Below are 24,295 nucleotides of genomic sequence, written 5' to 3'. Positions count from 1 at the left end.
TTGCTATCAACTACAACTCGGTTAACTTCGTTTCCCGTCGTTGTGGCGCGCATAATACGGACCGAGTTTTTACTTGTAAACCCCTGTTGTTAAAAAATTTTATTCTGTGTGCCGGGCTGACCTGGACAGTGGTTTCGCGCTTCAATAGGCACATGGCAAACCGAATTTGTGTAGATAAGGTGAATTACCTCTAATGGCCGATTGGCAATCCCTCGATCCCGAGGCCGCTCGTGAAGCGGAAAAATACGAAAACCCCATTCCAAGTCGCGAGCTGATCCTGCAGCACTTGTCTGACCGTGGCTCCCCGGCGAGCCGTGAAGAGCTGGCTGATGAATTTGGCATGGCCACTGAAGAGCAGCTCGAAGCGCTGCGTCGTCGTTTACGCGCTATGGAGCGCGATGGTCAACTGATCTATACCCGTCGCGGCACCTATGCCCCGGTCGACAAGCTTGACCTGATTCTGGGTCGTGTCAGCGGTCATCGCGATGGCTTTGGCTTTCTGGTGCCGGATGACGGCAGCGATGACCTGTTCCTGAGCCCTGCGCAAATGCGCCTGGTGTTCGATGGTGACCGTGCGTTGGCGCGGGTTTCCGGCCTTGACCGTCGTGGTCGTCGTGAAGGTGCCGTGGTTGAGGTCATCTCCCGCGCCCACGAAAGCATCGTTGGTCGTTATTACGAAGAAAGCGGTGTCGGCTTTGTAGTCGCCGACAACCCGAAGATTCAGCAGGAGGTTCTGGTTACGCCAGGGCGTAATGCCGGCGCCAAGCAGGGTCAGTTCGTTGAGGTGAAAATCACCCACTGGCCGACGACGCGCTTCCAGCCCCAGGGTGATGTGGTTGAAGTGGTTGGCAACTATATGGCGCCGGGCATGGAAATCGACGTTGCCCTGCGCAGCTACGACATTCCCCACGTCTGGCCCGAAGCTGTAGTGAAAGAAGCGCGCAAGCTCAAGCCGGAAGTCGAAGAGAAGGACAAAGAGAAGCGCATCGATCTGCGCCATCTGCCGTTCGTCACCATCGACGGTGAAGATGCCCGCGACTTTGATGACGCTGTGTACTGCGAAAAGAACGGCAGCAACTGGCGGTTGTTCTCCGGCGGCTGGAAGCTCTATGTCGCCATCGCCGACGTTTCCCATTATGTGAAGATCGATTCGGCGCTGGATGCCGAGGCTCAGGTGCGTGGCAACTCGGTGTACTTCCCCGAGCGGGTTATCCCGATGCTGCCGGAAGAGCTGTCCAACGGCCTGTGCTCGCTGAACCCGCATGTCGATCGCCTGGCCATGGTCTGCGAGATCAGTATCTCGAAGACCGGCAAGATGACCGATTACCAGTTTTACGAAGCGGTCATCCATTCCCACGCGCGCCTGACCTACAACAAAGTTAGTGCCATGCTTGAGCAGCCCAAGGGTAGCGAAGGCAAAGCTCTGCGTGGTGAATACAAAGAAGTGCTGCCGCACCTCAAGCAGTTGTATTCGCTGTATCAGGTGCTGTTGGCTGCGCGCCATGAGCGCGGCGCCATCGATTTTGAAACCCAGGAAACTCGGATCATCTTCGGTGCTGGTCGCAAGATCGCCGAGATTCGCCCAACCCAGCGCAATGATGCGCACAAGTTGATCGAAGAATGCATGCTGGCCGCCAACGTAGCCACCGCCGCCTTTATGCAGAAGCATGAAATTCCGGCCCTGTATCGCGTGCATGATTGCCCGCCGCCGGAGCGCGTAGAGAAACTCAAAGCGTTCCTCACCGAGCTGGGCCTGTCGCTGCACCGTGGCAAGTCCAAGGACGGTCCGTCGCCCAAGGACTACCAGCTGCTGCTGGAAAGCATTCGTGAACGTCCGGATTACCACCTGATCCAGACCGTGATGCTGCGCTCGCTCAGCCAGGCGGTGTACAGCGCTGACAACCAGGGTCACTTCGGTCTGAATTACGAGGCCTATGCGCACTTCACCTCGCCAATTCGTCGCTACCCGGATCTGTTGATCCATAGGGCGATTCGCAGCGTGGTCCGTTCCAAGCTCGATACCCCGCACGTCAAGCGTGCCGGTGCGGCGATCATGCCGCGTGCGCGGATCTACCCATACGACGATGCGATTCTCGAGCAGCTCGGCGAGCAGTGCTCGATGTCCGAGCGCCGCGCCGATGAGGCGACTCGCGATGTAGTGAACTGGCTCAAGTGCGAGTTTATGAAGGATCGCGTCGGTGAAACCTTCCCGGGTGTGATCACGGCTGTGACGGGCTTTGGTCTGTTCGTCGAGCTGAAGGACATCTACGTCGAGGGCCTGGTGCACGTCACCGCCTTGCCGGGCGATTACTACCACTTTGACCCCGTGCATCACCGTTTGGCGGGCGAGCGCAGTGGCCGCAGTTTCCGCCTGGGCGATAGCGTCGAGGTCAAGGTCATGCGCGTTGATCTGGACGAGCGCAAGATCGATTTCGAGCTGGCTGAAGGCAAAACGGCAGTGCCGGCCGGTCAGCGCCGTGGTGGTTTTGAATCGGCTGCGGGTAAAACCGGGCGTCGCGGTGAGCGTACCGCGCCAGGTAATACCGACGTAGAAAAGAGCCGTGCGCTGAAAAAATCGCTGCTCAGTGATTCGAAGAGCAAGGCCGGTAAAGGCGCGGCCAAGGGTGAGTCGGCCAAGCCGGCCAGCAAAGCGGGCAAGCCGGGCGCGCATCGCAAGGGTGCGCCTGCAGGTGGTGCGCCGGCTTCTGGTGGTGCACGCAAGCGTAAGGCGAAGTCATGAGTCAGCTGGAAAAAATCTATGGCGTGCATGCTGTAGAGGCGTTGCTGCGTCATCATCCGAAACGGGTCAAGCAGATCTGGCTGGCCGAAGGGCGTAATGATCCGCGGGTTCAGGTGCTTCTGGCGCTAGCTGCGGATGCGCGGGTCGCGGTTGGCCAGTGCGAGCGCCGCGAGATGGATGCCTGGGTCGAGGGTGGTGTGCATCAGGGCGTAGTCGCCGATGTCAGCCCCAGCCAGGTCTGGGGCGAGGCGATGCTCGACGAGCTGCTTGACCGTACCGAGGGCGCCCCTTTGTTGCTGGTGCTCGACGGCGTGACCGACCCACACAACCTCGGTGCCTGTCTGCGTACCGCCGATGCGGCCGGTGCGCTGGCCGTAATTGTGCCGAAGGACAAATCCGCAACGCTTAACGCTACCGTGCGTAAAGTCGCCTGCGGTGCGGCTGAAGTGATTCCGCAGGTGGCGGTGACCAACCTGGCGCGCAGCTTGGAGAAACTCCAGCAGCGCGGCCTGTGGGTTGTTGGTACTGCTGGCGAGGCTGAGATGGAGTTGTACGAGCATGATCTGACCGGGCCAACCGTGCTGATCATGGGCGCTGAAGGCAAAGGCATGCGCCGGCTGACTCGCGAGCACTGTGATTACCTGGTCAAACTACCGATGGCGGGCAGCGTCAGCAGCCTCAACGTATCGGTGGCCACTGGGGTGTGCCTGTTTGAGGCGTTGCGTCAGCGCAAGGCTGGCAGCAAGAAGTAACCCGCAGCTATTGAGTCGTAAGTAGCGTCTTCCTGCTCGTGCAATCGCATTGAGTTGTTCAAATAATCACCAGTTCACCTTGCGTGTGGCGGGGGGCTTCACTAGAATGTCGCCCCTTGCCGCGACGGCAGGCGCTTTTGCGCCTTTCTGTTTCAGCAAGACAAACAAGTGAAATTCACTCCTTGCCTGACCGCATTTGGCGGCAGGCTACAACCCGTAAGGAGCATTTATGCGTCATTACGAAATCATCTTTCTGGTTCACCCGGACCAGAGCGAGCAAGTCGGCGGCATGGTTGAGCGTTACACCAAGCTGATCGAAGAAGACGGCGGCAAGATTCACCGCCTGGAAGATTGGGGCCGTCGTCAGCTGGCTTACGCCATCAACAACGTCCACAAAGCTCACTACGTGATGCTTAACGTTGAGTGCACCGGTAAAGCCCTGGCTGAGCTGGAAGACAACTTCCGTTACAACGATGCCGTGATCCGTAACCTGGTCATCCGTCGCGACGAGGCCGTTACTGACCAGTCCGAGATGCTCAAGGCCGAAGAAAACCGCAGTGAGCGCCGTGAGCGTCGTGACCGTCCTGATAACGCCGATTCTGTTGATGGCGATGACAGCGACAACAACGACAGCGACAACGCTGACGAGTAATCCACGGATCTATTGAGGAGCCACTCTCATGGCACGTTTCTTCCGTCGTCGTAAATTCTGCCGTTTTACTGCAGAAGAAGTGAAAGAGATCGATTTCAAAGATCTCAACACGCTGAAAGCTTACATCTCGGAAACCGGCAAGATCGTTCCTAGCCGTATCACCGGTACTAAGGCTCGTTATCAGCGTCAGCTGGCTACCGCTATCAAGCGCGCCCGCTTCCTGGCCCTGCTGCCTTACACCGACAGCCACGGCCGCTGAGACCGGATGTTCGACAAGAAGTAAGGGATAGATCGCATGCGCGCCATAGCTGAATTCATTATGCGCGGCCGTATGCAGGCCACTCTCGTAGTGGTGGTTTCTGCGGCGTTGCCGCTGTTGTTCTGGTTAAGTGCTGCCGCTGGAAGCCTGGTGCTTCTGCGGCGCGGTTGGAGTGATGCCTTTGGCATCCTCGCCTGGGCCCTGCTACCGGCCATTGGCTGGTGGTATTTCGGTGAGCCGCGCACCCTGTTGGTGTTGCTCGGTGCGCTGGGATTGGCGTTGTTGTTACGCGCCAACCTGTCCTGGAATCGTGTGCTGCTGTGCAGCGTGGCATTGGGCCTGGTGTATGGGCTGGTCTTGGGTGCGGTGTTCCGCGAACCCATCGAGGCAATGGCGCTTGAGCTGCAAAAGCTTATGCCGCAAATGCTTGATGGGGTTCACCAACAGATGTCGGTGGATGAGCGAGCGCGTCTGGATAGCCTGGTTGCACCGGTACTGACCGGATTGATCGCGGCGTTGTTGCAGATAGTCAGCCTGTTGAGCCTGATGCTTGGGCGCTTCTGGCAGGCGCAGTTGTATAACCCGGGTGGTTTTGGCCGCGAGTTTCGCGCGCTACGCCTTCCGACCCCGCTGGCGATGTTGCTGCTGGTAGGCATGCTGTTGGGGCCCAATCTGGGTCCGCAAATGGCCATGCTGACTCCGTTGTGCAGTGTGCCGTTAGCGTTTGCGGGCATCGCCCTGTTGCATGGGATGGTGGCGCAAGGTCGGCTAGGTAAGTTCTGGCTGGTCGGGTTGTACATCACGCTGTTGCTGTTTATGCAGCTGACTTATCCGTTACTGGTGGTTTTGGCCATTGTCGACAGTCTGCTTGATTTTCGTGGTCGCTTTGAGCGCAAACAAGGCTCGGGCCCCGCGAACGGTGAAGGTTAAAAGTTAAGAGGTTATTACCAAATGGAACTGATCCTGCTGGAAAAAATCGCCAACCTGGGCAACCTGGGCGATAAAGTGAATGTTAAGTCCGGTTACGGTCGTAACTTCCTGCTGCCGCAAGGCAAAGCCACCGCCGCTACTCCTGCAAACGTTGCTGCGTTTGAAGCGCGTCGCGCCGAGCTGGAAAAACTGGCTGCCGAGAAGAAAGCGTACGCTGAATCCCGCGCTGCTCAGTTGGCTGAACTGGAAGTCACCATCACCGCTACCGCGGGCGATGAAGGCAAACTGTTCGGCTCCATCGGTACTCACGACATCGCTGAAGCCCTGACCGCCTCCGGCGTTGAAGTGGCTAAAGCTGAAGTGCGTCTGCCGAACGGCACCATTCGTCAACTCGGCGAATACGACGTAGCCGTGCACCTGCACAGCGACGTTGAAGCAACCGTTAAGGTTGTCGTAGTAGCAGCCTAATAGGCTCGCGACTAAGTGGACTTGCACTCAGGTGCCGGGCCGCTAACAATCAGGCACGACATTGCGCAAGCGGTGTCGTGCCTTTTGTTTTGTGAACACCGAATTTTGCCTAGAGCCTTATGAACGACATCAGCCTGCCCGAACAGTACGACCTGCAAACCTCCGCCCTGAAGGTGCCGCCGCACTCGATCGAGGCGGAGCAGGCCGTACTTGGCGGCCTGATGCTCGACAACAATGCCTGGGAGCGGGTGCTCGATGCGGTGTCCGATGGCGACTTTTATCGGCATGACCATCGCCTGATCTTCCGCGCGATCTTCAAGCTGGCCGAGCGTAACCACCCCTTCGACGTGGTGACCGTATCCGAGCAGCTGGACCAGGAAGGGCAGCTGTCGCAAGTCGGCGGCCTGGCCTATCTCGGTGAGCTGGCAAAGAACACGCCCTCGGTGGCCAACATCAAGGCCTATGCGCAGATCATTCGTGAGCGTGCCACGCTGCGCCAGTTGATCGGCATCAGCGGAGAAATCGCCGACAGCGCCTATATGCCGCAAGGTCGTACCGGCGCCGAGATTCTCGACGAGGCCGAGCGCCTGATCTTTCAGATCGCCGAAGCGCGGCCGAAGACCGGTGGCCCTGTGGGGATCAACGATATTCTGGTCAAGGCCATCGACCGCATCGACACCCTGTTCAATGCCGGCGACGCGATCACCGGCCTGTCCACTGGCTTTACCGATCTGGACAACCTGACCAGCGGCTTGCAGCCGGCTGACCTGATCATCGTCGCCGGTCGACCGTCGATGGGTAAGACCACCTTCGCCATGAACCTGGTAGAAAACGCGCTGATGCGCAGCGACAAGGTGGTGATGGTCTACTCCCTGGAGATGCCGTCCGACTCCATCGTCATGCGTATGCTGGCGTCCCTTGGGCGCATCGACCAGACCAAGGTGCGTGCCGGTCGCCTGGACGACGATGATTGGCCGCGCCTGACCTCGGCGGTCAACCTGCTCAACGACCGCAAGCTGTTTATCGACGACACCGCCGGTATCTCTCCCTCGGAGATGCGCGCACGTACTCGCCGTCTGGCTCGTGAGCACGGCGAGATCGGCCTGATCATGGTCGACTACCTGCAGCTGATGCAGATTCCCGGCTCCAGCGGCGACAGCCGAGTCAACGAGATTTCCGAAATCTCCCGCTCGCTGAAGGCTCTGGCCAAGGAATTCAACTGCCCAGTGATCGCCCTGTCGCAGCTTAACCGTGGCCTTGAACAGCGCCCGAACAAACGCCCGATCAACTCCGACTTGCGTGAATCCGGGGCGATCGAGCAGGACGCCGACATCATCATGTTCGTTTACCGCGACGAGGTGTATCACCCTGAAACCGAGTACAAGGGCGTGGCCGAAATCATTATCGGCAAGCAGCGTAATGGTCCATTGGGTACGGCGCGGCTGGCGTTTCTCGGCAAGTTCTCGCGTTTCGAAAACCTCGCGCCGGGTAGCTATCAGTTCGACGACGAGTAATCCGGCTTGCTCTAAGCCGCGCTCATCAGGCGTTAGCTTTTGTACAGCGGTGCGGTGGCGTGCTCGCCTAGATAGGGTTTGAGGTAGTCCTCCAGGCGTTGGCCCTCCACCGCTGCAAAGGTCTCCGCGCGGTCCTGCAGCTGTTCGACGCGGTCGATGCGGAAGTTGCGAAAGTCGTTGCGCAGCTCACACCAGCTGCACAGGGTCCAGGTTTGCCCCCAGAAGAACAGCCCTAGCGGCCAGACGCAGCGTTGACTGGTGTCTCCGCGCTCATCGCGGTAGCTGATCAGCAGTTTGTGGCGCTGGCGTATGGCCTGGCGCAGCTGGCCGAGCCAGTGCACGGGGTACGGATTGGTTTCAGGGGCAAACAGCTGGTTGCGATTGAGCTCATCGCGCAGCTCGTTGGGCAGCACGCTGTGGATCTTCGCCAGTGCCGATTCGGCGGCCCGTTGCAGTTGTGGGTCCGCCCAGGCCTTGACCATGCGCGCGCCCACCAGCAACGCCTCAATCTCCTCGCGCTCGAACATTAAGGGCGGCAAATCCATCGGTTGGCGCAGCACGTAGCCGACGCCGGCTTCACCTTCCAGGGGCACTCCGGAAAGGGAGAGGTCCTGGATATCGCGATAAATAGTGCGCACCGAGACTTGCAGGCGCTCGGCCAGCCACTGGGCGGTGGTCAGGCGACGACTGCGCAGGAACTGCACGATTTGAAATAGACGGTCGGCGCGTCTCATGTTGTCTCAGCTGTTCTCGCTCTGGATTACCGGGCGCGCTGATACACGCCCGGAATGCTGGGTTTAGGACATGCTGTGCAGGCCCACTTCATTACCTTCGCTGTCTTTTATCACAGCGATAAAGCCATGCGGCGCGATGGACATCTTGCTGTGGATAATCACACCGCCTGCCGAGGGCACCCGGTTTACCACGGCATCCAGTTGGCCCTCGACATTGAGGTAGACGCGGGTGCCGCCAATGCCACTCTGTTGCTCGGCAGACTCGCTCAGGCAGCCGCCGACACCGCTTTCCAGTGCGTGGGGGAACATTGCCATACGTCCGCCCATGCCCTCCATGACCTCCAGCGGTGTGGCCAGGGCGCGTTCATAGAAGCCACGGGCACGCTCGAAGTTGCTGACAAATAGCTCGAACCAGTTGATCGCATTCATGTTCTCTCTCCTTGAAGGTTGGGGTGCGACAGGCAACGGCAGTATCTGACGGCGCGCTTTAGCCTGTGGAACCCACTCTAGGTGAGTGCTACTGACAGCTTAATGTCAGTAGCTTTTGCCTCGCTGCGATTAAATTTGCGTCGCTCGCAGCGCCATCGCAGGTGTATGGCTTGTGCTGGGCTACCTGGCGCTTGCAGCCCAAGAGCTGAGGGTTAAGATGCTCGGCTTTAGCCTGCCGTGGAGCCCTGTCATGCGTCCTCTTGTTGCCACCATCGATCTGTCAGCCATTGCCCATAACTACGCGGTGGCCAAGCGCTGTGCGCCTGGGCGGCAGGCGTTTGCGGTGGTCAAGGCGAATGCCTATGGGCATGGCGTGCGTGAGGTGGTGACGGCGTTGCACGATGTGGCCGACGGCTTTGCCGTGGCCAGCCTGGAGGAGGCCGCCGAGGTGCGCGCGCTGCATGGTGAGGCGCGGATTCTATTGCTCGAGGGCTGCTTCGAGGCGGACGAGTACTCGTTTGCCGCGCAGCTGGGTCTGGATGTGGTGCTGCACAGCGAGCAGCAGGCGCAGCAGTTGCTCGCCGCCAGCCTGGCGCGGCCGGTGAATGTCTGGCTGAAGCTGGACAGCGGCATGCATCGCCTTGGGTTTAGCGCCGCAGCAGTGCGTGAATGGCACGGCCGTTTGCAAGGTGCGGCGCAGGTAGCCGAGCTAAATCTGCTGAGCCATTTTGCCTGCGCCGATGAGCGCGGCAGCGAGACCACCGAGCTGCAGCTGGAGCAGTTTCTCGATCTGCTGGATCTGGATTTCGCCCAGCGCTCGCTGGCCAACTCGGCGGCGATTCTGACCATTCCGGCGGCGCATATGGATTGGCTGCGTCCCGGCATCATGCTCTACGGCGCCACGCCTATTGCTGATCTGGGCGTCGCTGAGCTGGGCCTGCGCCCAGCCATGAGCCTGACCGCGCAGCTGATTGCCTGTCGCGAGGTGGCGGTGGGGGAAACGGTTGGCTATGGTGGCACCTGGCGCGCCGAGCGGCCGTCGCGTATCGGCACGGTGAGTTGTGGTTATGCCGATGGTTACCCGCGCCATGCGCCGGCAGGCACGCCGGTTATCGTCCGTGGTCAGCGAGTGGTGCTGGTTGGGCGGGTGTCGATGGATATGTTGACTGTCGACCTGACGGATCTGCCCGATGCCGCCGTGGGTGATGCAGTCGAACTGTGGGGCGCACAATTACCGGTGGATGAAGTGGCTCAGGCCGCCGGCACCATTGGTTACGAGCTGCTTAGCAAGGTTACTGCACGGGTGCCACGGCGCTATCGCAACAGCTGAGTCAGAGCAGGCCGCTGGGCACGCTGAGCACATCCAGGTGCAGGCGCGCGCTGTTGCTCAGCTCGCCGTCTTCGCCGCATACCGCCGAGCCTGAGCGGCCGCGAGTCTTGACCCGATAGAGCATCTCGTCGGCTGCCTTGTACAGCGCGGTAAAGGTGCCGGCGTGTTGCGGATACAGCGCCACGCCAATGCTGATGGTCACGGTCAGCCGTTCGGCGCCGTACATCACCGGTTTGGCCAGCTCGGCGAGCAGGCGATTGGCGATTTCCCTGGCGTGTTCTTCGGCATCGGCACCGCACACCAGTACGGCAAACTCGTCGCCGCCCAGGCGCGCCACGGTATCTCCGGCGCGCACATGTTCACGCAGGCGTAGAGCGATCTGCTGCAGCATCAGGTCGCCGGCATCGTGGCCGTGTTTGTCGTTGATTGGTTTGAAGTGGTCGAGGTCGATCAGCAGCAGGGCAATCGCTTCGCTATGCCGACGGGCGTTGGCCAGCGCGGTTTCGCAGCGCTCGACCAGATAACGGCGGTTCGGCAGCTCGGTCAGCGGGTCGTGAAATGCGGCGTGTTGCAGCGCCTGTTCACGTTGGCGCAGGCGCTCATTGGTGGCGGCCAGTTCAGCGGTGCGCAGCTCAACCGAGCGCTGCAGGTCAGCGGCATTGGCCTGAGCCAGAGCCAGGCGCGCAGTTTTTTCGCGGTCGGCCTGGAGGATCGCATCGGCCTTCTCCTGCTTGAGAATCTGGATGCGGTAGGCCAGGGCGAAGGAAAACAGGATCGCTTCAGCCGCGACGGCCAGTGGGAACAGGTAAGCGGTGGACTCGCCCGGCTGCACCACGCCAGCGGCGCGCAGCACCAGAATCACAAAGCTCAACAGTACGCTGCCGTAGCCCAGCAGATAGAACAGCGCCGGGGTAAAGCCCTGTTTCCAGCGGATGGCGGCACTGAGCAGCAAGGTCGGCACGGTAATAACCGGGATCAGCCCGATCAGCAGGCCCGTTTCACTGCGATAACCGGCCAGGTTGACCGCCAGGGCCAGCAGGTAGACCGCGACACAACCATTGAGGAGGTGGTGGGCAATGCGCAGGGTGGTGCGGGTGGACAGCAGTTCCTGGGCAAAGCGCAGGATGCCGAGGCTGACCAGGATGGGCAGGGTGATGCGATCCAGCCAGCTGGGCACCGGGCCATCAGGCCAGAGGTACTGGAAGCCGTGGCCGCTCATGCTGGCGATAAATACCAGCGAGGCCGCCATGGTCAGCACATACCAGAGGTAAGCCCGATCGCGCAGGGCCAGCAGGATAAACAGGTTGTACAGCAGCAGGGCGAGGATCACCCCGTAGATCAGCCCGAGCACCAGGTGCTCGCGCTTGGCCAGTTGTTCGAGGTCATGCAGCTGCCAGATGCGCAGCGGGAAGGAGTTGCCGGCCGGATCAAAGGTGCGCAGGTAAAAGGTTTGCGGTTGCTCGCTCAGCGGCGGCAGGCTGAATACCGCGCGGCGGTAATCGTGGTCGCGGCCTTCGGCAAAACCGACGCGCTCACCGGCCTGGCGCAGCTGCCATTGGCCCGTGGCGCTGGGCAGGAAGATCTGCAGGTCGAGCAGGGTGACTGCGCCGACTTCCAGCCACCACTGGCTGGGCGCGTTACTGGCGCGTTGCAGGCTCAGTTTGATCCACCAGGGGTTGCTGCTCTGGCCTACGCTGGTACGCCCGGCGGCCGGCTGAAAGCGGCTTTGCACGGCAGGGTCGGCCATGTCGGCGATGCTCAGTTGGCCGCCGACATCTTCCAATAGTTCGATTTGTCCGTTGAGCACGCTGCCGCTGCTTGGCGCGCTCAGCACTACCGGGCTGGCAACACTCAGGCCGCTAAACAGGCTCAGCAAGAGGAGGGTGGCTAAGGTTAGGCGCTGCACTGCAGACTTCCCGATGTCGAGTGGCGTTTGCGCGAGTATAGGCACAGCTGCCTGATCGTTCACAGAAGTTGCCAGCACGACGTTGGTTTGGTGATAACTGGACGGTGAGCGGTGCTCGCGGCTTGCGCCTAATCAGCTCAAACCACTGGGTACATTCAGCACATCCAGTTGCAGGCGGGCGCTGCTGCTCAACTCTCCATCTTCCCCGCAAACGGCCGAACCCGAGCGGCCACGGCTCTTGACCTTGTAGAGCATTTCATCGGCAGCCTTGTACAGCGTGGTGAAGTTGCTGGCGTGGCGCGGGTACAGCGCCACACCGATGCTGATGGTTACGGTAAGGCGGTCAGCGCCGTAGGCCACTGGCTTGGCTAGCTCGTCCAGCAGGCGGCGGGCAATATCGCGGGCATGCTGCTCGGCATCTTCACCGCAGATCAGCACGGCAAACTCATCACCGCCCAGGCGCGCCACCGCATCCCCCGAGCGCACATGCTCGCGCAGGCGCTGGGCGATGCTTTGCAGCATCAGGTCGCCGGCGTCGTGGCCGTATTTGTCGTTGATTGGTTTGAAATGATCGAGGTCGATCAGCAACAGGGCGGTGGCTTCACTGTGCCGGCGGGCGTTAGCCAGCGCCGCTTCACAGCGTTCGACCAGAAAACGCCGGTTAGGCAGTTCAGTGAGTGGGTCGTGGAAGGCGGCGTGTTGTAGCTCGCTTTCGCGCTGCAGTAAGCGTTCATTGGTGGCTGCAAGCTCGGCTGTGCGTTGTTCGACCGAGTGCTTAAGTTCTGCTGCATTGGCTTGCGCTTGGGCCAGGCGTGCTGTTTTCTCGCGGTCGGCCTGCTGCAGAGCTTCGGCTTTTTCCAGCTTGAGCATCTGAATGCGATAAGCCAGTGCGAAGGAGAACAGGATGGTTTCGGCAGCGACCGAAATCGGGAATAGATAGGCGGTGAAATTGCTGGGCTCAATCAGGCCAGCGGCGCGCATTACCAGCACCACGGTGCTGGCGAGTACCGCGCCGTAGCCGAGTAGATAAAAGCGCGCGGGGATAAAGCCCTGGTAGCAACGCACGCCAGCGCTGAACAGGGCTGTGGGTACGGTGACGATGGGGGTTAGGGCGATCATCAGCGCGCCCTCTGCTCGGTAGCCGAAGGCGTTGATCACGATGGCGATCACATAGAGTGCGCAGCCCGCGTTGAGTAAGCGATGCGGCCAGATAAGCCCGCGCTTGGTGTAGAGCAGCTCCTGGGTGAAGCGCATAACAAAAATGCCCCACAGCGAAGGCAACGTGATGCGATCCAGCCAGAAGGGCACTGGGTTGTCCGGCCAAAGGTATTGGGCGCCATGACCGGTCATGCTGAGGATAAAGATCAGTACGCAAGCGGTCGCCATCACGTACCAGAAATAGGCGCGGTCACGCAGGGCGACCAGAATAAATAGGTTGTAAAGAAGCAGGGCGAGGATCACCCCGTAGATCAGGCCAAAACCAATGTTCTCGTTGCCGGCTAACTCTGCCAGATCAGGCAGTTGCCAGATTTTCAGTGGGAAGGAGTTTCCGGCAGGGTCAAGGCTGCGGAAGTAGAGCGTCAGTGGTTGCTCGCCGATCTCCGGTAATTGGAACACCATGCGTCGGTAGGCATAGTCTCGGCCGTCCAGATAAGGCACCGCTTCGCCGGTTTCGCGAACCGTCCAGCCACCTTTGCCATCTGGCAGATAAAGCTGCAGATTGAAAATGGTGATGCCGGCATTTTCCAGCCACCACTGAGACGGGGCGCCGGGCGCTCGTCGTAAAGTAACCTTGATCCACCAGGGATTACGGCTTTGGCCTACGGTGGCGCGTCCAGCTGCAGGTTGGAAACGGCTTTGTACGGCCGGATCGGCCATATCGGCAATGCTCAGTTGCCCGCCGATATCTTCGAGAAGTTCGATCTGCTCATTCAGCGAGGCGCCGCTGCTGGCTGTTGTCAGCTCGATAGTTGCGTGCGCCAAGCCGCTAGCAAGTGCCAGGCTCAGCGTGAAGAAGATCGAGAAGGCTAAGCGTTGCACCACGGTTACCCCTTGCCCCGGCTGTCAGCGACCGATGTTGTGGGCTGGAGTATAGCCGTAAGCCACTACCGCAACGCTACAACTGCAAAGGGCTATTTCGGCGGTTAAACCTAGCGTCTAAGTCGGGTTTGGTTAAAATTTGTGCTATATTCCGCGCCCGCGATTTTCCATCCCTGTTCGCCTACGCCGGTCACTTTCCATGTCCATGCAAGCCGCCAAGCCGTTATTCGATTATCCAAAATACTGGGCCGAGTGTTTCGGGCCGGCGCCTTTTCTGCCGATGAGCCGGGAAGAGATGGATCAGCTTGGCTGGGACAGCTGCGACATCATCATCGTGACCGGTGATGCCTATGTGGATCACCCCTCGTTTGGCATGGCGATTATCGGTCGCCTGCTGGAGTCGCAGGGCTTTCGCGTGGGCATCATCGCCCAGCCGAACTGGCAGTCGAAAGACGACTTTATGAAGCTCGGCGAGCCGAACCTGTTCTTCGGCGTCGCGGCCGGCAACATGGATTCGATGATCAACCGCTACACCGCCGACAAGAAAATCCGCTCCGACGACGCCTACACCCCAGGTGGCATGGCCGGCAAACGCCCGGACCGCGCCAGCCTGGTGTACAGCCAGCGCTGCAAAGAAGCCTATAAGAATGTGCCGATCGTCCTCGGCGGTATCGAAGCCTCGCTGCGCCGCATCGCCCACTACGACTACTGGCAGGACCGCGTGCGCAACTCGATCCTGATCGACGCCAGCGCCGACATTCTGCTGTACGGCAACGCCGAGCGCGCCATCGTCGAAGTGGCGCAGCGCCTGTCCTACGGTCACAAGATCGAAGACATCACCGACGTGCGCGGCACCGCTTTTATCCGCCGTGACACGCCGCAGGGCTGGTATGAGGTGGATTCCACGCGTATCGACCGGCCGGGCAAGATCGACAAGATCATCAACCCGTACGTGAACACCCAGGACACCCAGGCCTGCGCTATCGAGCAGGAAAAGGGGTCGCAGGAGGACCCGAACGAGCCGAAGGTGGTGCAGATTCTCGCCAGCCCACGGATGACTCGTGACAAGACGGTGATCCGCTTGCCGTCCATGGAAAAAGTGCGTAACGACCCGGTGCTGTACGCCCACGCCAACCGCGTGCTGCACCTGGAAACCAACCCGGGCAACGCCCGCGCGCTGGTGCAGAAGCATGGGGAAGTAGACGTGTGGTTCAACCCGCCACCCATCCCGATGACTACCGAGGAAATGGACTACGTGTTCGGCATGCCCTATGCGCGTATCCCGCACCCGGCGTACGGCAAGGAAAAAATCCCGGCCTACGACATGATTCGTTTCTCGGTAAACATCATGCGTGGCTGCTTCGGCGGCTGCACCTTCTGCTCGATCACTGAGCACGAGGGACGGATCATCCAGAACCGTTCGGAAGAGTCGATCATTCGCGAGATTGAAGAGATCCGTGACAAGGTGCCAGGCTTTACTGGGGTGATTTCCGACCTCGGCGGGCCGACCGCCAACATGTACCGCATCGCCTGCAAGAGCCCGGAAATCGAATCCGCGTGCCGCAAGCCATCCTGCGTGTTCCCCGGCATCTGCCCGAACCTGAACACCGATCACTCGGCCTTGATTCAGCTGTACCGCAGCGCCCGTGCGCTGCCGGGGGTGAAGAAGATTCTGATTGCCTCGGGGCTGCGTTACGACCTGGCTGTAGAGTCGCCGGAGTATGTGAAGGAGCTGGTCACCCACCACGTCGGTGGCTACCTGAAGATCGCCCCGGAGCACACCGAGGAAGGCCCGCTGAATCAGATGATGAAGCCGGGCATTGGCAGCTACGACAAGTTCAAGCGCATGTTCGAGAAGTACTCGAAAGAGGCGGGTAAAGAGCAGTATCTGATCCCGTACTTTATCGCGGCGCACCCGGGCACCACCGACGAGGACATGATGAACCTCGCGCTGTGGCTCAAGGGCAATGGCTTCCGCGCCGACCAGGTGCAGGCCTTCTACCCCTCGCCAATGGCGACCGCCACGGCCATGTACCACTCAGGCAAGAACCCGCTGCGCAAGGTCAGCTACAAGAGCGACGGCGTGACCATCGTCAAGAGCGAAGAGCAGCGCCGCCTGCACAAAGCCTTCCTGCGTTATCACGACCCGAAAGGCTGGCCGATGCTGCGCGAAGCGTTGACCCGCATGGGCCGCGCCGACCTGATCGGGCCGGGTAAGAATCAGCTGATCCCGCTGCACCAGCCGGCGACCGACAGCTACCAGAGCGCACGTCGCAAGAACTCGACGCCGGCCGGCAGCCACAAGGTCGCCAAGGACACCAGCAAGAGCAAGCCGATGCTGACCCAGCACACCGGCTTGCCGCCGCGTGACACCGGTGCTGCAGGTGGTAACCCCTGGGACAAGCGTGAGCAGGCCAAGGCGGCTGCGCAGGTGCGTAACCAGCAGGCGGCCAAGGAGCGCGCCGACGCGGCCAAGGGCAAAGGCAAGAAACCGGTGAAGAAGCCGGCCGTGCCGCGCTGATTCTGCAGCCATAAAAAACGCCAGCTTCGAGCTGGCGTTTTTTATGGTGGAGGCAGGGGGCTAATTAGCTGCGTAGGGTGGATGACGCCTTTCTTATCCACCACCGCTGTAGGATGGGTATCGCTTTGCTCAACCCATCCTACGGCTGTGCCGTTGTAGCCCGGATGCAATCCGGGAGCGATTAGACCTTATCCCCGGATTTCATCCGGGCTACAGATCAGCCGTAACGCTTCTGTGCTTCGATGGCCAGGCCGCTGCCGATGCTGCCGAAGGTATTGCCTTCCACATGCTGGGCGTTGGGCAGCATCGCCGCGACGCTCTGGCGCAACGCCGGAATGCCGCTGGAACCGCCGGTAAAGAACACTGTGTCGACCTGCTCAACAGTAACGCCGGCATCGCTGAGCAGCTGGGTGACGCTGGCGCGCACGCGCTCCAGCAGCGGCTCGATGGCATCCTCGAACAGTGTGCGGGTCAGCTCGGCGACCAGGCCGTCTTCCAGGCGGCTGAGGTCGATGGGCCGTGCATCCTGTTCGGTCAGGGCGATTTTGCTTTCCTCCACCTGCATGGCCAGCCAGTGGCCGTCACGGCGCTCGATCAGCTGGAACAGGCGGTCAATGCCGGTCGGGTCGACGATGTCGTAGCGCATGCTCTGCAGCTGGCGCTGCGACTGCGCCGAGTACACCGCGTTGATGGTGTGCCAGGTGGCTAGGTTGAGGTGGGTGCTGGTGGGCATCGGCGCGTCGCTCTTCATCCGGCTGCCGTAGCCAAACAGTGGCATCACCCCAGCCAGAGAAAGCTGCTTGTCGAAGTCCGTACCGCCGATGTGCACGCCGCCAGTGGCGAGGATGTCGCTATGCCGGTCGGCCACTGCGCGGCGTTCGGGCGCCAGGCGCACCAGGGAAAAGTCCGAGGTGCCGCCACCAATATCGACGATCAGCACCAGCTCTTCGCGGCTGATGCCCGACTCGTAGTCAAAGGCCGCGGCAATTGGTTCGTACTGGAACGACACGTCCTTGAAGCCGAGCTTGTGCGCCACGGCCACCAGGGTGTTCTCCGCTTCCAGGTCGGCCACCGGGTCATCGTCGACGAAGAACACCGGGCGGCCCAACACCACTTCCTCAAAGGGCCGGCCGGCGGTGGCCTCGGCGCGGTTTTTCAGCTCGCCGATAAAGAAGCCGAGCAGGTCTTTGAACGGCAGAGCACTGCCCAGCACGGTGGTTTCGCTTTTCAGCAGCTTGCTGCCCAGCAGGCTTTTCAGCGAGCGCATCAGGCGGCCTTCGTAGCCTTCCAGGTATTCCTGCAGCGCCAGGCGGCCATAGACCGGGCGGCGCTCTTCAAGGTTGAAGAACACCACCGAGGGCAGGGTGATCTTGCCGTCTTCCAGGGGAATCAGGGTTTCGGCGTCGGGGCGCAGCCAGCCGACGGTGGAGTTGGAGGTGCCGAAGTCGATGCCGCAGGCGCGGGCGGGTGTAGAGAAAGTCATGCGGCGCGCTGTTCCTGAATAAGTACCGGGAGGTTTCTGGGCATCCTGTCACGACAGCCGGCGAGTGGCGGTCATGACGGTGGGCCGCAAAAACGGCCGCGCATTCTATGCGAGTGTGCGGCGCAATGCTGCCCCCGGTTATCCGGTGTTGGTTCGGCTCAGGGGAGTGGTGGATTATCTGGGGTGGTGCGGCGGCTCTGCCACTGTGTCCATTCGAACCCCAGCACTACTAGCAGCGACAGGGCGAACGGCAACAGCAGGTAGAAACAGCGGAACACAATCAGTGCAGCGAGTACGTCAGCGGCCGGTAACTCCGGCATCGCCGCGAGGAAGGTCACCTCCAGTACGCCCAGGCCGCCAGGGGCGTGAGACAGCAACGCCAGCGAGAACGAGGCGAGGAACACGCCGAACACCACCAGATAGCCTGGGTTGTGCTCCGCCGGCAGGGCGAAGTAGATGATCGCTGCCGCGCAAGCCAGCTCCAGCGGGCCGGCCAGCAGCTGGCGGCCGACAATCCCCAGACGCGGGTATTCGATATGCAGCTTGCCCCAGTGCCAGGGTTTGAAATGGCGCCAGGAGCCGAGCACATAGAGCGCAACCAATAGCAGCAGGAGCCCGCCGATAATCTCGGAGACCAGCGGCGTGACCTTGGCCACGCGGTGGATCAGGTCCGGCTCCAGCAGCAGTACACAGCCGCTGGCCAGGAGGGTGCCGAGGATGAAGGTGAAGGAGCAGAAGACGATCAGGATGCCGATTTCCTGCGGCGTCATACCTTTGCTGCGGTAAGCGCGATAACGCACCAGGGCGCCTGAGAACACGGAGGCGCCGATGTTGTGGGCCAGCGCATAGGTGGTGAAGGAACACAGGCTGATAAAGCGCCAGGAAATCTTTTTGCCCAGATGCGCCAGGGCGATGCGGTCGTACCAGGCCAGGGCGCTATAGGCGCCAAGGGTGGCCGCTGCGGCCAGCAGCCAATCCAGGCGCGGAATGGCGCACAGGCTGTCAGCGATTTCATTCAGGGAAATAGTGCGAACTTGGTGATAGAGCAAGTAACACGACAACAGCACGGCACCGAGCCCCACGAGGGTCCAGACCAGATCGCTCCTTTTCATCACGGATGCAGCTCCACTGAGATCACTCCTTCGTACTGCGACTGTCCCCGCGCACGCCTGTGCGAAGGCTGCGCAGTATCACGGAGGCATGGCCGCTGCTCAACCGCAGACTTGCTGTTGGCGTTACGGCGTGTGTCGCATGCGACTCAACTCCAGCCAAGGGTCAGGGCTGCCAATACAGCATAGCGGGCGGTTTTCGCCAGGCTGACGATCAGCAGGAACACCCACAGGCGTTCGCGCATTACCCCGGCCACCAGGGTCAGTGGGTCGCCGATGATCGGCATCCAGCTCAGCAGCAGTGACCAGCGGCCATAACGGGCATAACCGCGTTGCGCCTGCTGCAGGCGCGCGTCGCTGACCGGGAACCAGGACTTGTGGCGAAAGTGTTCGAGGTAGCGGCCGAGCAGCCAGTTGAGCAGCGCGCCGAGGATATTGCCGACACTGGCCACCGCCAGCAGGGCCCAGGGCGAATAGGCGCCGCTGAGCAGCAGCGCCACCAGCACGCTTTCCGATTGCAGCGGCAGCAGGGTGGCGGCGCCCAGGGCCGAAATAAACAGGCCCAGGTAGGCGGAGAGCGTCAGCATTCGTGGCGCGCCGGGCCGAGTGGCTTAGGGCTGCTTGTCCTGCTCGGCATTGGCCATCACGTCTTCCAGCTTGAGGCCGGTAAGACCGTGGATGGTGCGCCACAGGTAATAGAAGATGGCCATCAGCATGATCATCGAGGGAATCGCGATCATCGGGTAGCTGAGCAGGTTCATCCGCCCCAGCTCGGCGTTGAAGGCTTCGCTGCCGGCCGGGCTGATCACGATCCACTTGGCCAGCACGTAGTTCATCGCCGAGGAGAAGAAGAAGGTGCCGCTTAGCCAGTAAGTGGCGCGAAGCAGGCGCGCTTCGAACAGCTCGGTGTTGCCGGCCTGCTCCAGGCGCTCATGGATTTTGTCGACGTTGAGTACGGTCTTGTTAAACAGCATGGTGCGGATCAACGGGAAGCGGGTGCGGGTCGAGACCAGCACAGCGATGCCGATGATGCCGGGGATCGCCGCTTCCTTGATCGCCAGCCACTGGTTATCCAGTTTGAGCAGGCCAATGCCGCCGGTAAGCAGCACGCTGACCAGGCCGAGCAGGGCGATAAAGTTGAATTTGCGGTACTTGAGCAGCTCGAAACTGCCCCAGCCCAGCGGGAAGGCCAGCGCCAGCATCAGCGCACCGTCGGCACCCAGGCGGCTCTCGCCACTGAGTTTCATCAGAATCAGGGAGGGAATCAGGATACTGACCAGCAAATCGATCAGTGGGCGGGGTTTGTGCGTGGCCTGAGTGCTTTGCGTGGTATCGGTCATGTCATTCAAGGTGCAGGAAAGAGACGCGATCATCGCCTGCCTGAGCGGCGGCTACCAGCCCAGCCGTCGCTTGGAGTGTGAAAAAGTGTGAGGCGCAAGTGTATGGCACGGTTTTCTGGCGGATGACCGGTAACCCCGCGCCCGGCGAGGCTAATCGCCTGATGCTAAAGTGATAGCAGTAACTCTACGGTGACGCCTGAGCGCTGTTAGGTGTTGTGCATGCTGCTGTGCATGGCGTCGCCAGGTTTTGGGAGTGATGCAGATGTACAGCCGATGCCAGTCGAGATATGTGCTGCTATTCGTTGTGTTGACCAGTTGGGCCACTCAGGCGTTGGCAAAGGACTGTATCGGTGTGGTGGCGGCGGGGGCTACGCCCTTTTGGGGGCAAGTAGAGGTCGGCGCGCGGCAGGCTGCCAAAGAGTACGGCCTGGATATGCATTTTCGCGGGCCCAGCCACGAAGGGCGCGTGGAAACCCAGCTACAGATGATCAATTGGGTGCTGGAGCGTGGTTGCAGGGCGCTGGTTATCGCCCCCAGCGGCCCGGAGATCGCCTCGCGTGTGCAGCAATTGGCGGGCAGCGGCATCAATACTGTGTATTTCGACCGTGACCTGCCCGGTAGTGCAGTGCGCGGTGTGGTCGCCACCGATAACTTCCGCGCTGGTATGCAGGCCGGCCAGGCCTTGGCTGCGGCGCTTGGTGGCCAGGGCCAGGTGGCGCTGTTGCGTTTGAAAGCCGGTGTGCCCTCGACCAGCGAGCGCGAGCGTGGTTTTCGTCAGGGCGCAGAGCAGGGCGGCCTGAGTATCCTGGTGGATACCTACATCGGTGACGACAGCCAGGCGGCTGTGAATGCCTTGCGTGAGCGCTTGCCGCAGCTGGCGGGCGTGTTTACGCCCAACAGCACCAGTTCACGCGCCGCACTGGCAGCGCTGCGGCGGCTCGGCAAGGTCGGAGAGTTACTGCATGTCGGCTTCGATGCCGACCCTCTGCTGATTGAGGCACTGAGCAAGGGCGAGGTGCACAGCCTGATGATCCAGCAAGCCCATGCCATTGGTTTTCAGGCCGTGCAATTGGCCGCGCGAAGTATGCGCGGCGAACTATCGCCGCAACCGGTGAATATCGCGTTGCAGGTGCAGCAGGTAAGTCGCGAGAACCTGGCGCAGTGGCAGCGGGCACGGGAGGTGGAACTGACGGCCAATCCATAGCCCCTCGCGCTGATTTGCCGCAGAACTCTGCTGGTTGCTGAGCCAATGGCTGTTTATCATTCGGCGTTTCGGCCCATTGTTCGTATGTTTTTGCAGGTATTGCCCAATGCGGTTGAAGTCCTGGCTGGTTGTGTTGTTGCTTGGCTGCTGTGCATCGGCGCTGGCGGCCGAGCTGCGCCTGTATACCGAGGAATACCGGCCGCTGAGCTATATCGAAGATGGCAAGCTGACCGGCATGGCCGTGGAAGTGGCCGAGCTGCTGATCCAGCGTACCGGGCAGGACACCCGCATCGAGCTGGTGCCCTGGACCCGCGGTTACCATCAGGTGCAGCACGAGGCCAACAGCGGCTTGTTCTCCACGGTGCGTACCGCCCGGCGCGAGGCGCTGTTCCAGTGGGTCGGGCCGATTGCCCTGGGGCATACCAGCTTCTATGCGCGGCGCGGTGCCGGGCTGAATGTGCGTACGCTGCAGGATGTTGAACGCTTCAACACCCTGGCCGTGCCCAAGCAGTGGTACTCCTATGAATACCTCAGCGACCGTGGCCTGAAAAATCTCTACGGTGTACCAACGCCCCAGCACATGATGAAGATGTTCAAGCACGGCCGTATCGAGCTGCTGGTGGCCAACAACCTGGCGCTGGATGACATGCTCGCGCAGCAAGGCATGCGTCGTGATGAGGTGGAGTTACAGTTCACCTTTATGGGTAACAACTCTTATATCGCCTTTTCGAACAACACTGATCCTGCGCTGGTCCGGCAATGGCAGCTGGCCCTTGATGAGTTACTGCGCGACGGCAGTCTGGAGCGGATTCATAAGCGCTGGTTTACCCAGCCGTTCAGCATGCCCGCCGCACCTTCCTTGCCATAACGCGACTTGCCCGGCTCTGAGCTAGTCTGAAGCCAGTGCCGGGAGAACCCACTTTGCTCAAACCACGCTGCGCGCTGATGATCTGGCTGCTGCTTTGTCTGGCCGGGCCTGCGTGTGCTGAATTGCAGTTGTTCACTGAGGAAGCGCCACCGACCAGCTTTAGCCGTGACGGTGAGCTGCACGGTCTGGCCGTAGAGGTGGTGCGCGCGCTGATTGAGCGCACCGGCGACCCCGGCAAGATCGAGCTGCTGCCCTGGACGCGCGGCTATCACCTGGCTCAGCACGAGCCGAATACGGCGATCTTCTCCACCGTGCGCACGCCGGAGCGTGAGGCCAAGTTTCAGTGGGTTGGCCCGCTGCTGATCGGCACTACCAGCTTCTACTCGCTGAAATCGCGCAACCTGCGTTTCGACAATCTGCAGCAGGCCGCCGAGAGTGGGCCGCTGGCTGTGCCGAAGCAGTGGTACACCTTTGAAACCCTGACTGCGCGCGGCTTCAAGAACCTCTACGGGGTCCCTAGCGCGAAGAATATGGTGACCATGCTCAAGCATGGGCGGGTGCAGTTGATTGCCACTGAAGACCTGACCCTCAAGGACGAACTAGCCAGCGGCGGTTTGCGCCCGGAGCAGGTGCAAGCGCACCTGCCCTTTATGCGTTCGGCCTACTACATTGCCTTCTCCCCGCAAACCGATACGGCGCTGGTCGAACGCTGGCGGCGCGCCCTGGATGCAATGCATCAGGACGGCAGCTTTGCGCTGATCTTTCGCCGCTGGCTGCCGCATGCCGAGTTGCCGACGGCCACTGAATAGCCCACTGTTCTGCGCTACGCGGCCTGCTAACCTGGCGCCTGTTGTGTCGTTCCCACCTCGCTGAGCCTGCCTATGCCCACGCCACGTCCTGCCCTGCTTGATCTTGCTGCGCGCGCCCAGTTGTTCGGCCATCTGGCGGCGATGGAGAAAGCCGGCGTGCCGGTCGAGCGGGCGCTGCTCAGCCTGCAAGTGCCGGCGCGCGCCAAGGCTGCGCTGGCCAGCCTGCAAACGCAGATTGCTGGTGGTAGCGATATGGCCAGTGCCGGGCTGCGCAGTGGCGTGTTCACCCAGCTGGACAGCTCCCTGTTGCGCGCCGCCCAGGCCAGTGGCTGTCTGGCGGCGGTTTACCAGCGCCTGGCCGAGCGTTACAACCACCGGGCGCAACAGGCCGCTGCAGTCAAATCACGCTTGCTGATGCCGGCGGCGGTGCTGGTGCTGGCGCTGTTTATCCAGCCGCTGCCGGCGTTGGTCGGCGGCCAGCTGAGCATCGTCGGTTATCTATGGGACGTACTCTGGCCGTTGCTGCTGCTGGGCGCTCTGTATGGCCTGGGCCGTGGGCTTTATCTGCAGCGTGAGCACGCGCCTGCTGGTGCGGCTTCGCCGCTCGATGGCCTGTGGGCGAGTGTGCCGCTCCTCGGCCCGGCGTTGCTGCGGCGTAATCTGCGCGACTTTTTCGACAGCCTGGGGCTGATGCTGGAGGCTGGCATGCCCATGCTGGATGCTTTACCCAAGGCCTGCGCGGTGATCCGCCATGCGCCGCTGCGCAAACGTTTCAGCGCTGTGCAACTGGCTGTGCAGCGTGGCCAAAGCCTGGCGCAGGCGCTGGCGTCTGTCGACTTTCCCGGCCACGGGCTGGCCCTTGGCCTGATTCGTACAGGGGAGGCTAGCGGCACCTTGCCGGCCAGCCTGCTCAACTACGCCGGGGTGGAAACCCAGAAACTGGATAGCCTGACCGAACAGCTGGCCACCTGGCTGCCACGCTTGCTGTATGCCGGGGTGATGCTGTGGATGGCCTATGGACTGCTGACTGGCGCCGGCTTTGGCCCACGTTTACCGGCGGACTTGGGTTAGTGCGCTGGATGGCTGGGTAGACTGAAAGGCGGGTGCAAGGTTGTTGGTCGACTATGTAGTTTTACTACATGACGGGTTTTGTAGTTTTGCTACATAATCCCTCGCTCAGAATCGACTATGAACGATGGTGCACCCC

At 61.1% G+C, this 24,295-nt stretch carries 21 protein-coding genes; 13 read left to right on the top strand and 8 right to left on the bottom strand.

Features of this window, described 5'->3' with window-relative positions:
* The first annotated feature begins 193 nt into the window (after nucleotides 1–193).
* The 7 genes from rnr to dnaB all read left to right on the top strand — a co-directional run bounded on the left by rnr (nucleotide 194) and on the right by dnaB (nucleotide 7,315).
* The gene (rnr, locus tag Q8O69_RS06210; RefSeq protein WP_305590469.1) at nucleotides 194–2,740 is read left to right on the top strand and encodes a ribonuclease R; all 2,547 of its coding nucleotides are present in this window, start codon (nucleotides 194–196) and stop codon (nucleotides 2,738–2,740) included.
* The gene (gene rlmB / locus Q8O69_RS06205; protein WP_305590467.1) at nucleotides 2,737–3,492 is read left to right on the top strand and encodes a 23S rRNA (guanosine(2251)-2'-O)-methyltransferase RlmB; all 756 of its coding nucleotides are present in this window, start codon (nucleotides 2,737–2,739) and stop codon (nucleotides 3,490–3,492) included. The genes rnr and rlmB overlap by 4 nt, the downstream gene beginning before the upstream one ends.
* 229 nt (nucleotides 3,493–3,721) lie before the next feature.
* Nucleotides 3,722–4,144 (top strand): 30S ribosomal protein S6, encoded by a 423-nt coding sequence (rpsF, locus tag Q8O69_RS06200; protein ID WP_090249650.1) that lies wholly within the window; start codon nucleotides 3,722–3,724, stop codon nucleotides 4,142–4,144.
* A gap of 28 nt (nucleotides 4,145–4,172) precedes the next feature.
* The gene (gene rpsR / locus Q8O69_RS06195) at nucleotides 4,173–4,403 is read left to right on the top strand and encodes a 30S ribosomal protein S18 (RefSeq protein WP_069519637.1); all 231 of its coding nucleotides are present in this window, start codon (nucleotides 4,173–4,175) and stop codon (nucleotides 4,401–4,403) included.
* 36 nt (nucleotides 4,404–4,439) lie between these two features.
* Complete coding sequence (locus Q8O69_RS06190) at nucleotides 4,440–5,333, top strand: hypothetical protein (RefSeq protein ID WP_305590464.1); 894 nt, start codon at nucleotides 4,440–4,442, stop codon at nucleotides 5,331–5,333.
* Nucleotides 5,334–5,354: 21 nt separating this feature from the next.
* Entirely contained in the window at nucleotides 5,355–5,801 is a 447-nt protein-coding gene (rplI, locus tag Q8O69_RS06185; RefSeq protein WP_305590463.1) for a 50S ribosomal protein L9, read from the top strand.
* A 119-nt stretch (nucleotides 5,802–5,920) separates the two neighbouring features.
* Nucleotides 5,921–7,315 (top strand): replicative DNA helicase, encoded by a 1,395-nt coding sequence (gene dnaB / locus Q8O69_RS06180; protein WP_090249643.1) that lies wholly within the window; start codon nucleotides 5,921–5,923, stop codon nucleotides 7,313–7,315.
* Nucleotides 7,316–7,347: 32 nt separating this feature from the next.
* Here the strand turns inward: dnaB and Q8O69_RS06175 are convergent, their stop codons facing one another.
* Nucleotides 7,348–8,049 carry a YafY family protein gene (locus Q8O69_RS06175; RefSeq protein ID WP_305590460.1) on the bottom strand — a complete coding sequence of 234 codons (702 nt, stop codon included), beginning with the start codon at nucleotides 8,047–8,049 and terminating at the stop codon, nucleotides 7,348–7,350.
* 63 nt (nucleotides 8,050–8,112) lie between these two features.
* On the bottom strand, nucleotides 8,113–8,478 hold the full coding sequence (locus Q8O69_RS06170) for a VOC family protein (RefSeq protein WP_305590459.1): 366 nt from the start codon (nucleotides 8,476–8,478) through the stop codon (nucleotides 8,113–8,115).
* A gap of 250 nt (nucleotides 8,479–8,728) precedes the next feature.
* On the opposite strand from Q8O69_RS06170, the gene alr reads away from it, so the two are divergent.
* The gene (gene alr / locus Q8O69_RS06165) at nucleotides 8,729–9,808 is read left to right on the top strand and encodes an alanine racemase (protein ID WP_305590457.1); all 1,080 of its coding nucleotides are present in this window, start codon (nucleotides 8,729–8,731) and stop codon (nucleotides 9,806–9,808) included.
* A gap of 1 nt (nucleotide 9,809) precedes the next feature.
* Here the strand turns inward: alr and Q8O69_RS06160 are convergent, their stop codons facing one another.
* Together Q8O69_RS06160 and Q8O69_RS06155 are read right to left on the bottom strand one after the other, a co-directional pair.
* The gene (locus Q8O69_RS06160) at nucleotides 9,810–11,714 is read right to left on the bottom strand and encodes a diguanylate cyclase (RefSeq protein WP_305590455.1); all 1,905 of its coding nucleotides are present in this window, start codon (nucleotides 11,712–11,714) and stop codon (nucleotides 9,810–9,812) included.
* A 132-nt stretch (nucleotides 11,715–11,846) separates the two neighbouring features.
* Nucleotides 11,847–13,757: a diguanylate cyclase gene (locus tag Q8O69_RS06155; RefSeq protein ID WP_305590453.1), complete on the bottom strand. Its 1,911-nt coding sequence runs from the start codon at nucleotides 13,755–13,757 to the stop codon at nucleotides 11,847–11,849.
* 202 nt (nucleotides 13,758–13,959) lie between these two features.
* On the opposite strand from Q8O69_RS06155, the gene Q8O69_RS06150 reads away from it, so the two are divergent.
* The gene (locus Q8O69_RS06150) at nucleotides 13,960–16,275 is read left to right on the top strand and encodes a YgiQ family radical SAM protein (RefSeq protein WP_305590531.1); all 2,316 of its coding nucleotides are present in this window, start codon (nucleotides 13,960–13,962) and stop codon (nucleotides 16,273–16,275) included.
* A gap of 217 nt (nucleotides 16,276–16,492) precedes the next feature.
* Here Q8O69_RS06150 and Q8O69_RS06145 read toward each other — a convergent pair whose 3' ends face one another.
* The 4 genes from Q8O69_RS06145 to Q8O69_RS06130 form a co-directional block, all read right to left on the bottom strand.
* Nucleotides 16,493–17,758 carry an Hsp70 family protein gene (locus Q8O69_RS06145; RefSeq protein ID WP_305590451.1) on the bottom strand — a complete coding sequence of 422 codons (1,266 nt, stop codon included), beginning with the start codon at nucleotides 17,756–17,758 and terminating at the stop codon, nucleotides 16,493–16,495.
* 158 nt (nucleotides 17,759–17,916) lie between these two features.
* Nucleotides 17,917–18,870 (bottom strand): YbhN family protein, encoded by a 954-nt coding sequence (locus tag Q8O69_RS06140; RefSeq protein WP_371136054.1) that lies wholly within the window; start codon nucleotides 18,868–18,870, stop codon nucleotides 17,917–17,919.
* A 146-nt stretch (nucleotides 18,871–19,016) separates the two neighbouring features.
* Nucleotides 19,017–19,454: a YqaA family protein gene (locus tag Q8O69_RS06135; RefSeq protein WP_305590447.1), complete on the bottom strand. Its 438-nt coding sequence runs from the start codon at nucleotides 19,452–19,454 to the stop codon at nucleotides 19,017–19,019.
* A gap of 24 nt (nucleotides 19,455–19,478) precedes the next feature.
* Nucleotides 19,479–20,207, bottom strand: coding sequence for a VC0807 family protein (locus Q8O69_RS06130; protein WP_305590445.1), 729 nt, complete (start codon nucleotides 20,205–20,207; stop codon nucleotides 19,479–19,481).
* 289 nt (nucleotides 20,208–20,496) lie between these two features.
* On the opposite strand from Q8O69_RS06130, the gene Q8O69_RS06125 reads away from it, so the two are divergent.
* From Q8O69_RS06125 to Q8O69_RS06110, 4 genes are all read left to right on the top strand, one after another.
* Nucleotides 20,497–21,411 (top strand): substrate-binding domain-containing protein, encoded by a 915-nt coding sequence (locus Q8O69_RS06125; RefSeq protein ID WP_305590443.1) that lies wholly within the window; start codon nucleotides 20,497–20,499, stop codon nucleotides 21,409–21,411.
* A 106-nt stretch (nucleotides 21,412–21,517) separates the two neighbouring features.
* Complete coding sequence (locus Q8O69_RS06120; RefSeq protein ID WP_305590441.1) at nucleotides 21,518–22,279, top strand: ABC transporter substrate-binding protein; 762 nt, start codon at nucleotides 21,518–21,520, stop codon at nucleotides 22,277–22,279.
* Between the two features lie 53 nt (nucleotides 22,280–22,332).
* Complete coding sequence (locus Q8O69_RS06115) at nucleotides 22,333–23,088, top strand: substrate-binding periplasmic protein (RefSeq protein WP_371136053.1); 756 nt, start codon at nucleotides 22,333–22,335, stop codon at nucleotides 23,086–23,088.
* Between the two features lie 72 nt (nucleotides 23,089–23,160).
* Nucleotides 23,161–24,159 (top strand): type II secretion system F family protein, encoded by a 999-nt coding sequence (locus Q8O69_RS06110; RefSeq protein ID WP_305590439.1) that lies wholly within the window; start codon nucleotides 23,161–23,163, stop codon nucleotides 24,157–24,159.
* Nucleotides 24,160–24,295 lie beyond the last annotated feature (136 nt).

Source organism: Pseudomonas sp. (genome assembly GCF_030690725.1).
In the GTDB taxonomy this organism is placed as follows: Bacteria; Pseudomonadota; Gammaproteobacteria; order Pseudomonadales; family Pseudomonadaceae; genus Aquipseudomonas.
Note: the sequence above shows the minus strand (reverse complement) of the source record. Positions and strands in the feature narration are given on the sequence as shown.

Coding starts and splice junctions, on each gene's coding strand:
- rpsF (WP_090249650.1), top strand. CDS start 3,722: ATGCGTCATTACGAAATCATCTTTCTGGTTCACCCGGACCAGAGCGAG.
- Q8O69_RS06190 (WP_305590464.1), top strand. CDS start 4,440: ATGCGCGCCATAGCTGAATTCATTATGCGCGGCCGTATGCAGGCCACT.
- alr (WP_305590457.1), top strand. CDS start 8,729: ATGCGTCCTCTTGTTGCCACCATCGATCTGTCAGCCATTGCCCATAAC.
- Q8O69_RS06120 (WP_305590441.1), top strand. CDS start 21,518: ATGCGGTTGAAGTCCTGGCTGGTTGTGTTGTTGCTTGGCTGCTGTGCA.
- Q8O69_RS06110 (WP_305590439.1), top strand. CDS start 23,161: ATGCCCACGCCACGTCCTGCCCTGCTTGATCTTGCTGCGCGCGCCCAG.
- Q8O69_RS06140 (WP_371136054.1), bottom strand. CDS start 18,870: ATGAAAAGGAGCGATCTGGTCTGGACCCTCGTGGGGCTCGGTGCCGTG.
- rplI (WP_305590463.1), top strand. CDS start 5,355: ATGGAACTGATCCTGCTGGAAAAAATCGCCAACCTGGGCAACCTGGGC.
- Q8O69_RS06150 (WP_305590531.1), top strand. CDS start 13,960: ATGCAAGCCGCCAAGCCGTTATTCGATTATCCAAAATACTGGGCCGAG.
- rlmB (WP_305590467.1), top strand. CDS start 2,737: ATGAGTCAGCTGGAAAAAATCTATGGCGTGCATGCTGTAGAGGCGTTG.
- Q8O69_RS06145 (WP_305590451.1), bottom strand. CDS start 17,758: ATGACTTTCTCTACACCCGCCCGCGCCTGCGGCATCGACTTCGGCACC.
- dnaB (WP_090249643.1), top strand. CDS start 5,921: ATGAACGACATCAGCCTGCCCGAACAGTACGACCTGCAAACCTCCGCC.
- Q8O69_RS06170 (WP_305590459.1), bottom strand. CDS start 8,478: ATGAATGCGATCAACTGGTTCGAGCTATTTGTCAGCAACTTCGAGCGT.
- Q8O69_RS06135 (WP_305590447.1), bottom strand. CDS start 19,454: ATGCTGACGCTCTCCGCCTACCTGGGCCTGTTTATTTCGGCCCTGGGC.
- rnr (WP_305590469.1), top strand. CDS start 194: ATGGCCGATTGGCAATCCCTCGATCCCGAGGCCGCTCGTGAAGCGGAA.
- Q8O69_RS06175 (WP_305590460.1), bottom strand. CDS start 8,049: ATGAGACGCGCCGACCGTCTATTTCAAATCGTGCAGTTCCTGCGCAGT.
- rpsR (WP_069519637.1), top strand. CDS start 4,173: ATGGCACGTTTCTTCCGTCGTCGTAAATTCTGCCGTTTTACTGCAGAA.
- Q8O69_RS06130 (WP_305590445.1), bottom strand. CDS start 20,207: ATGACCGATACCACGCAAAGCACTCAGGCCACGCACAAACCCCGCCCA.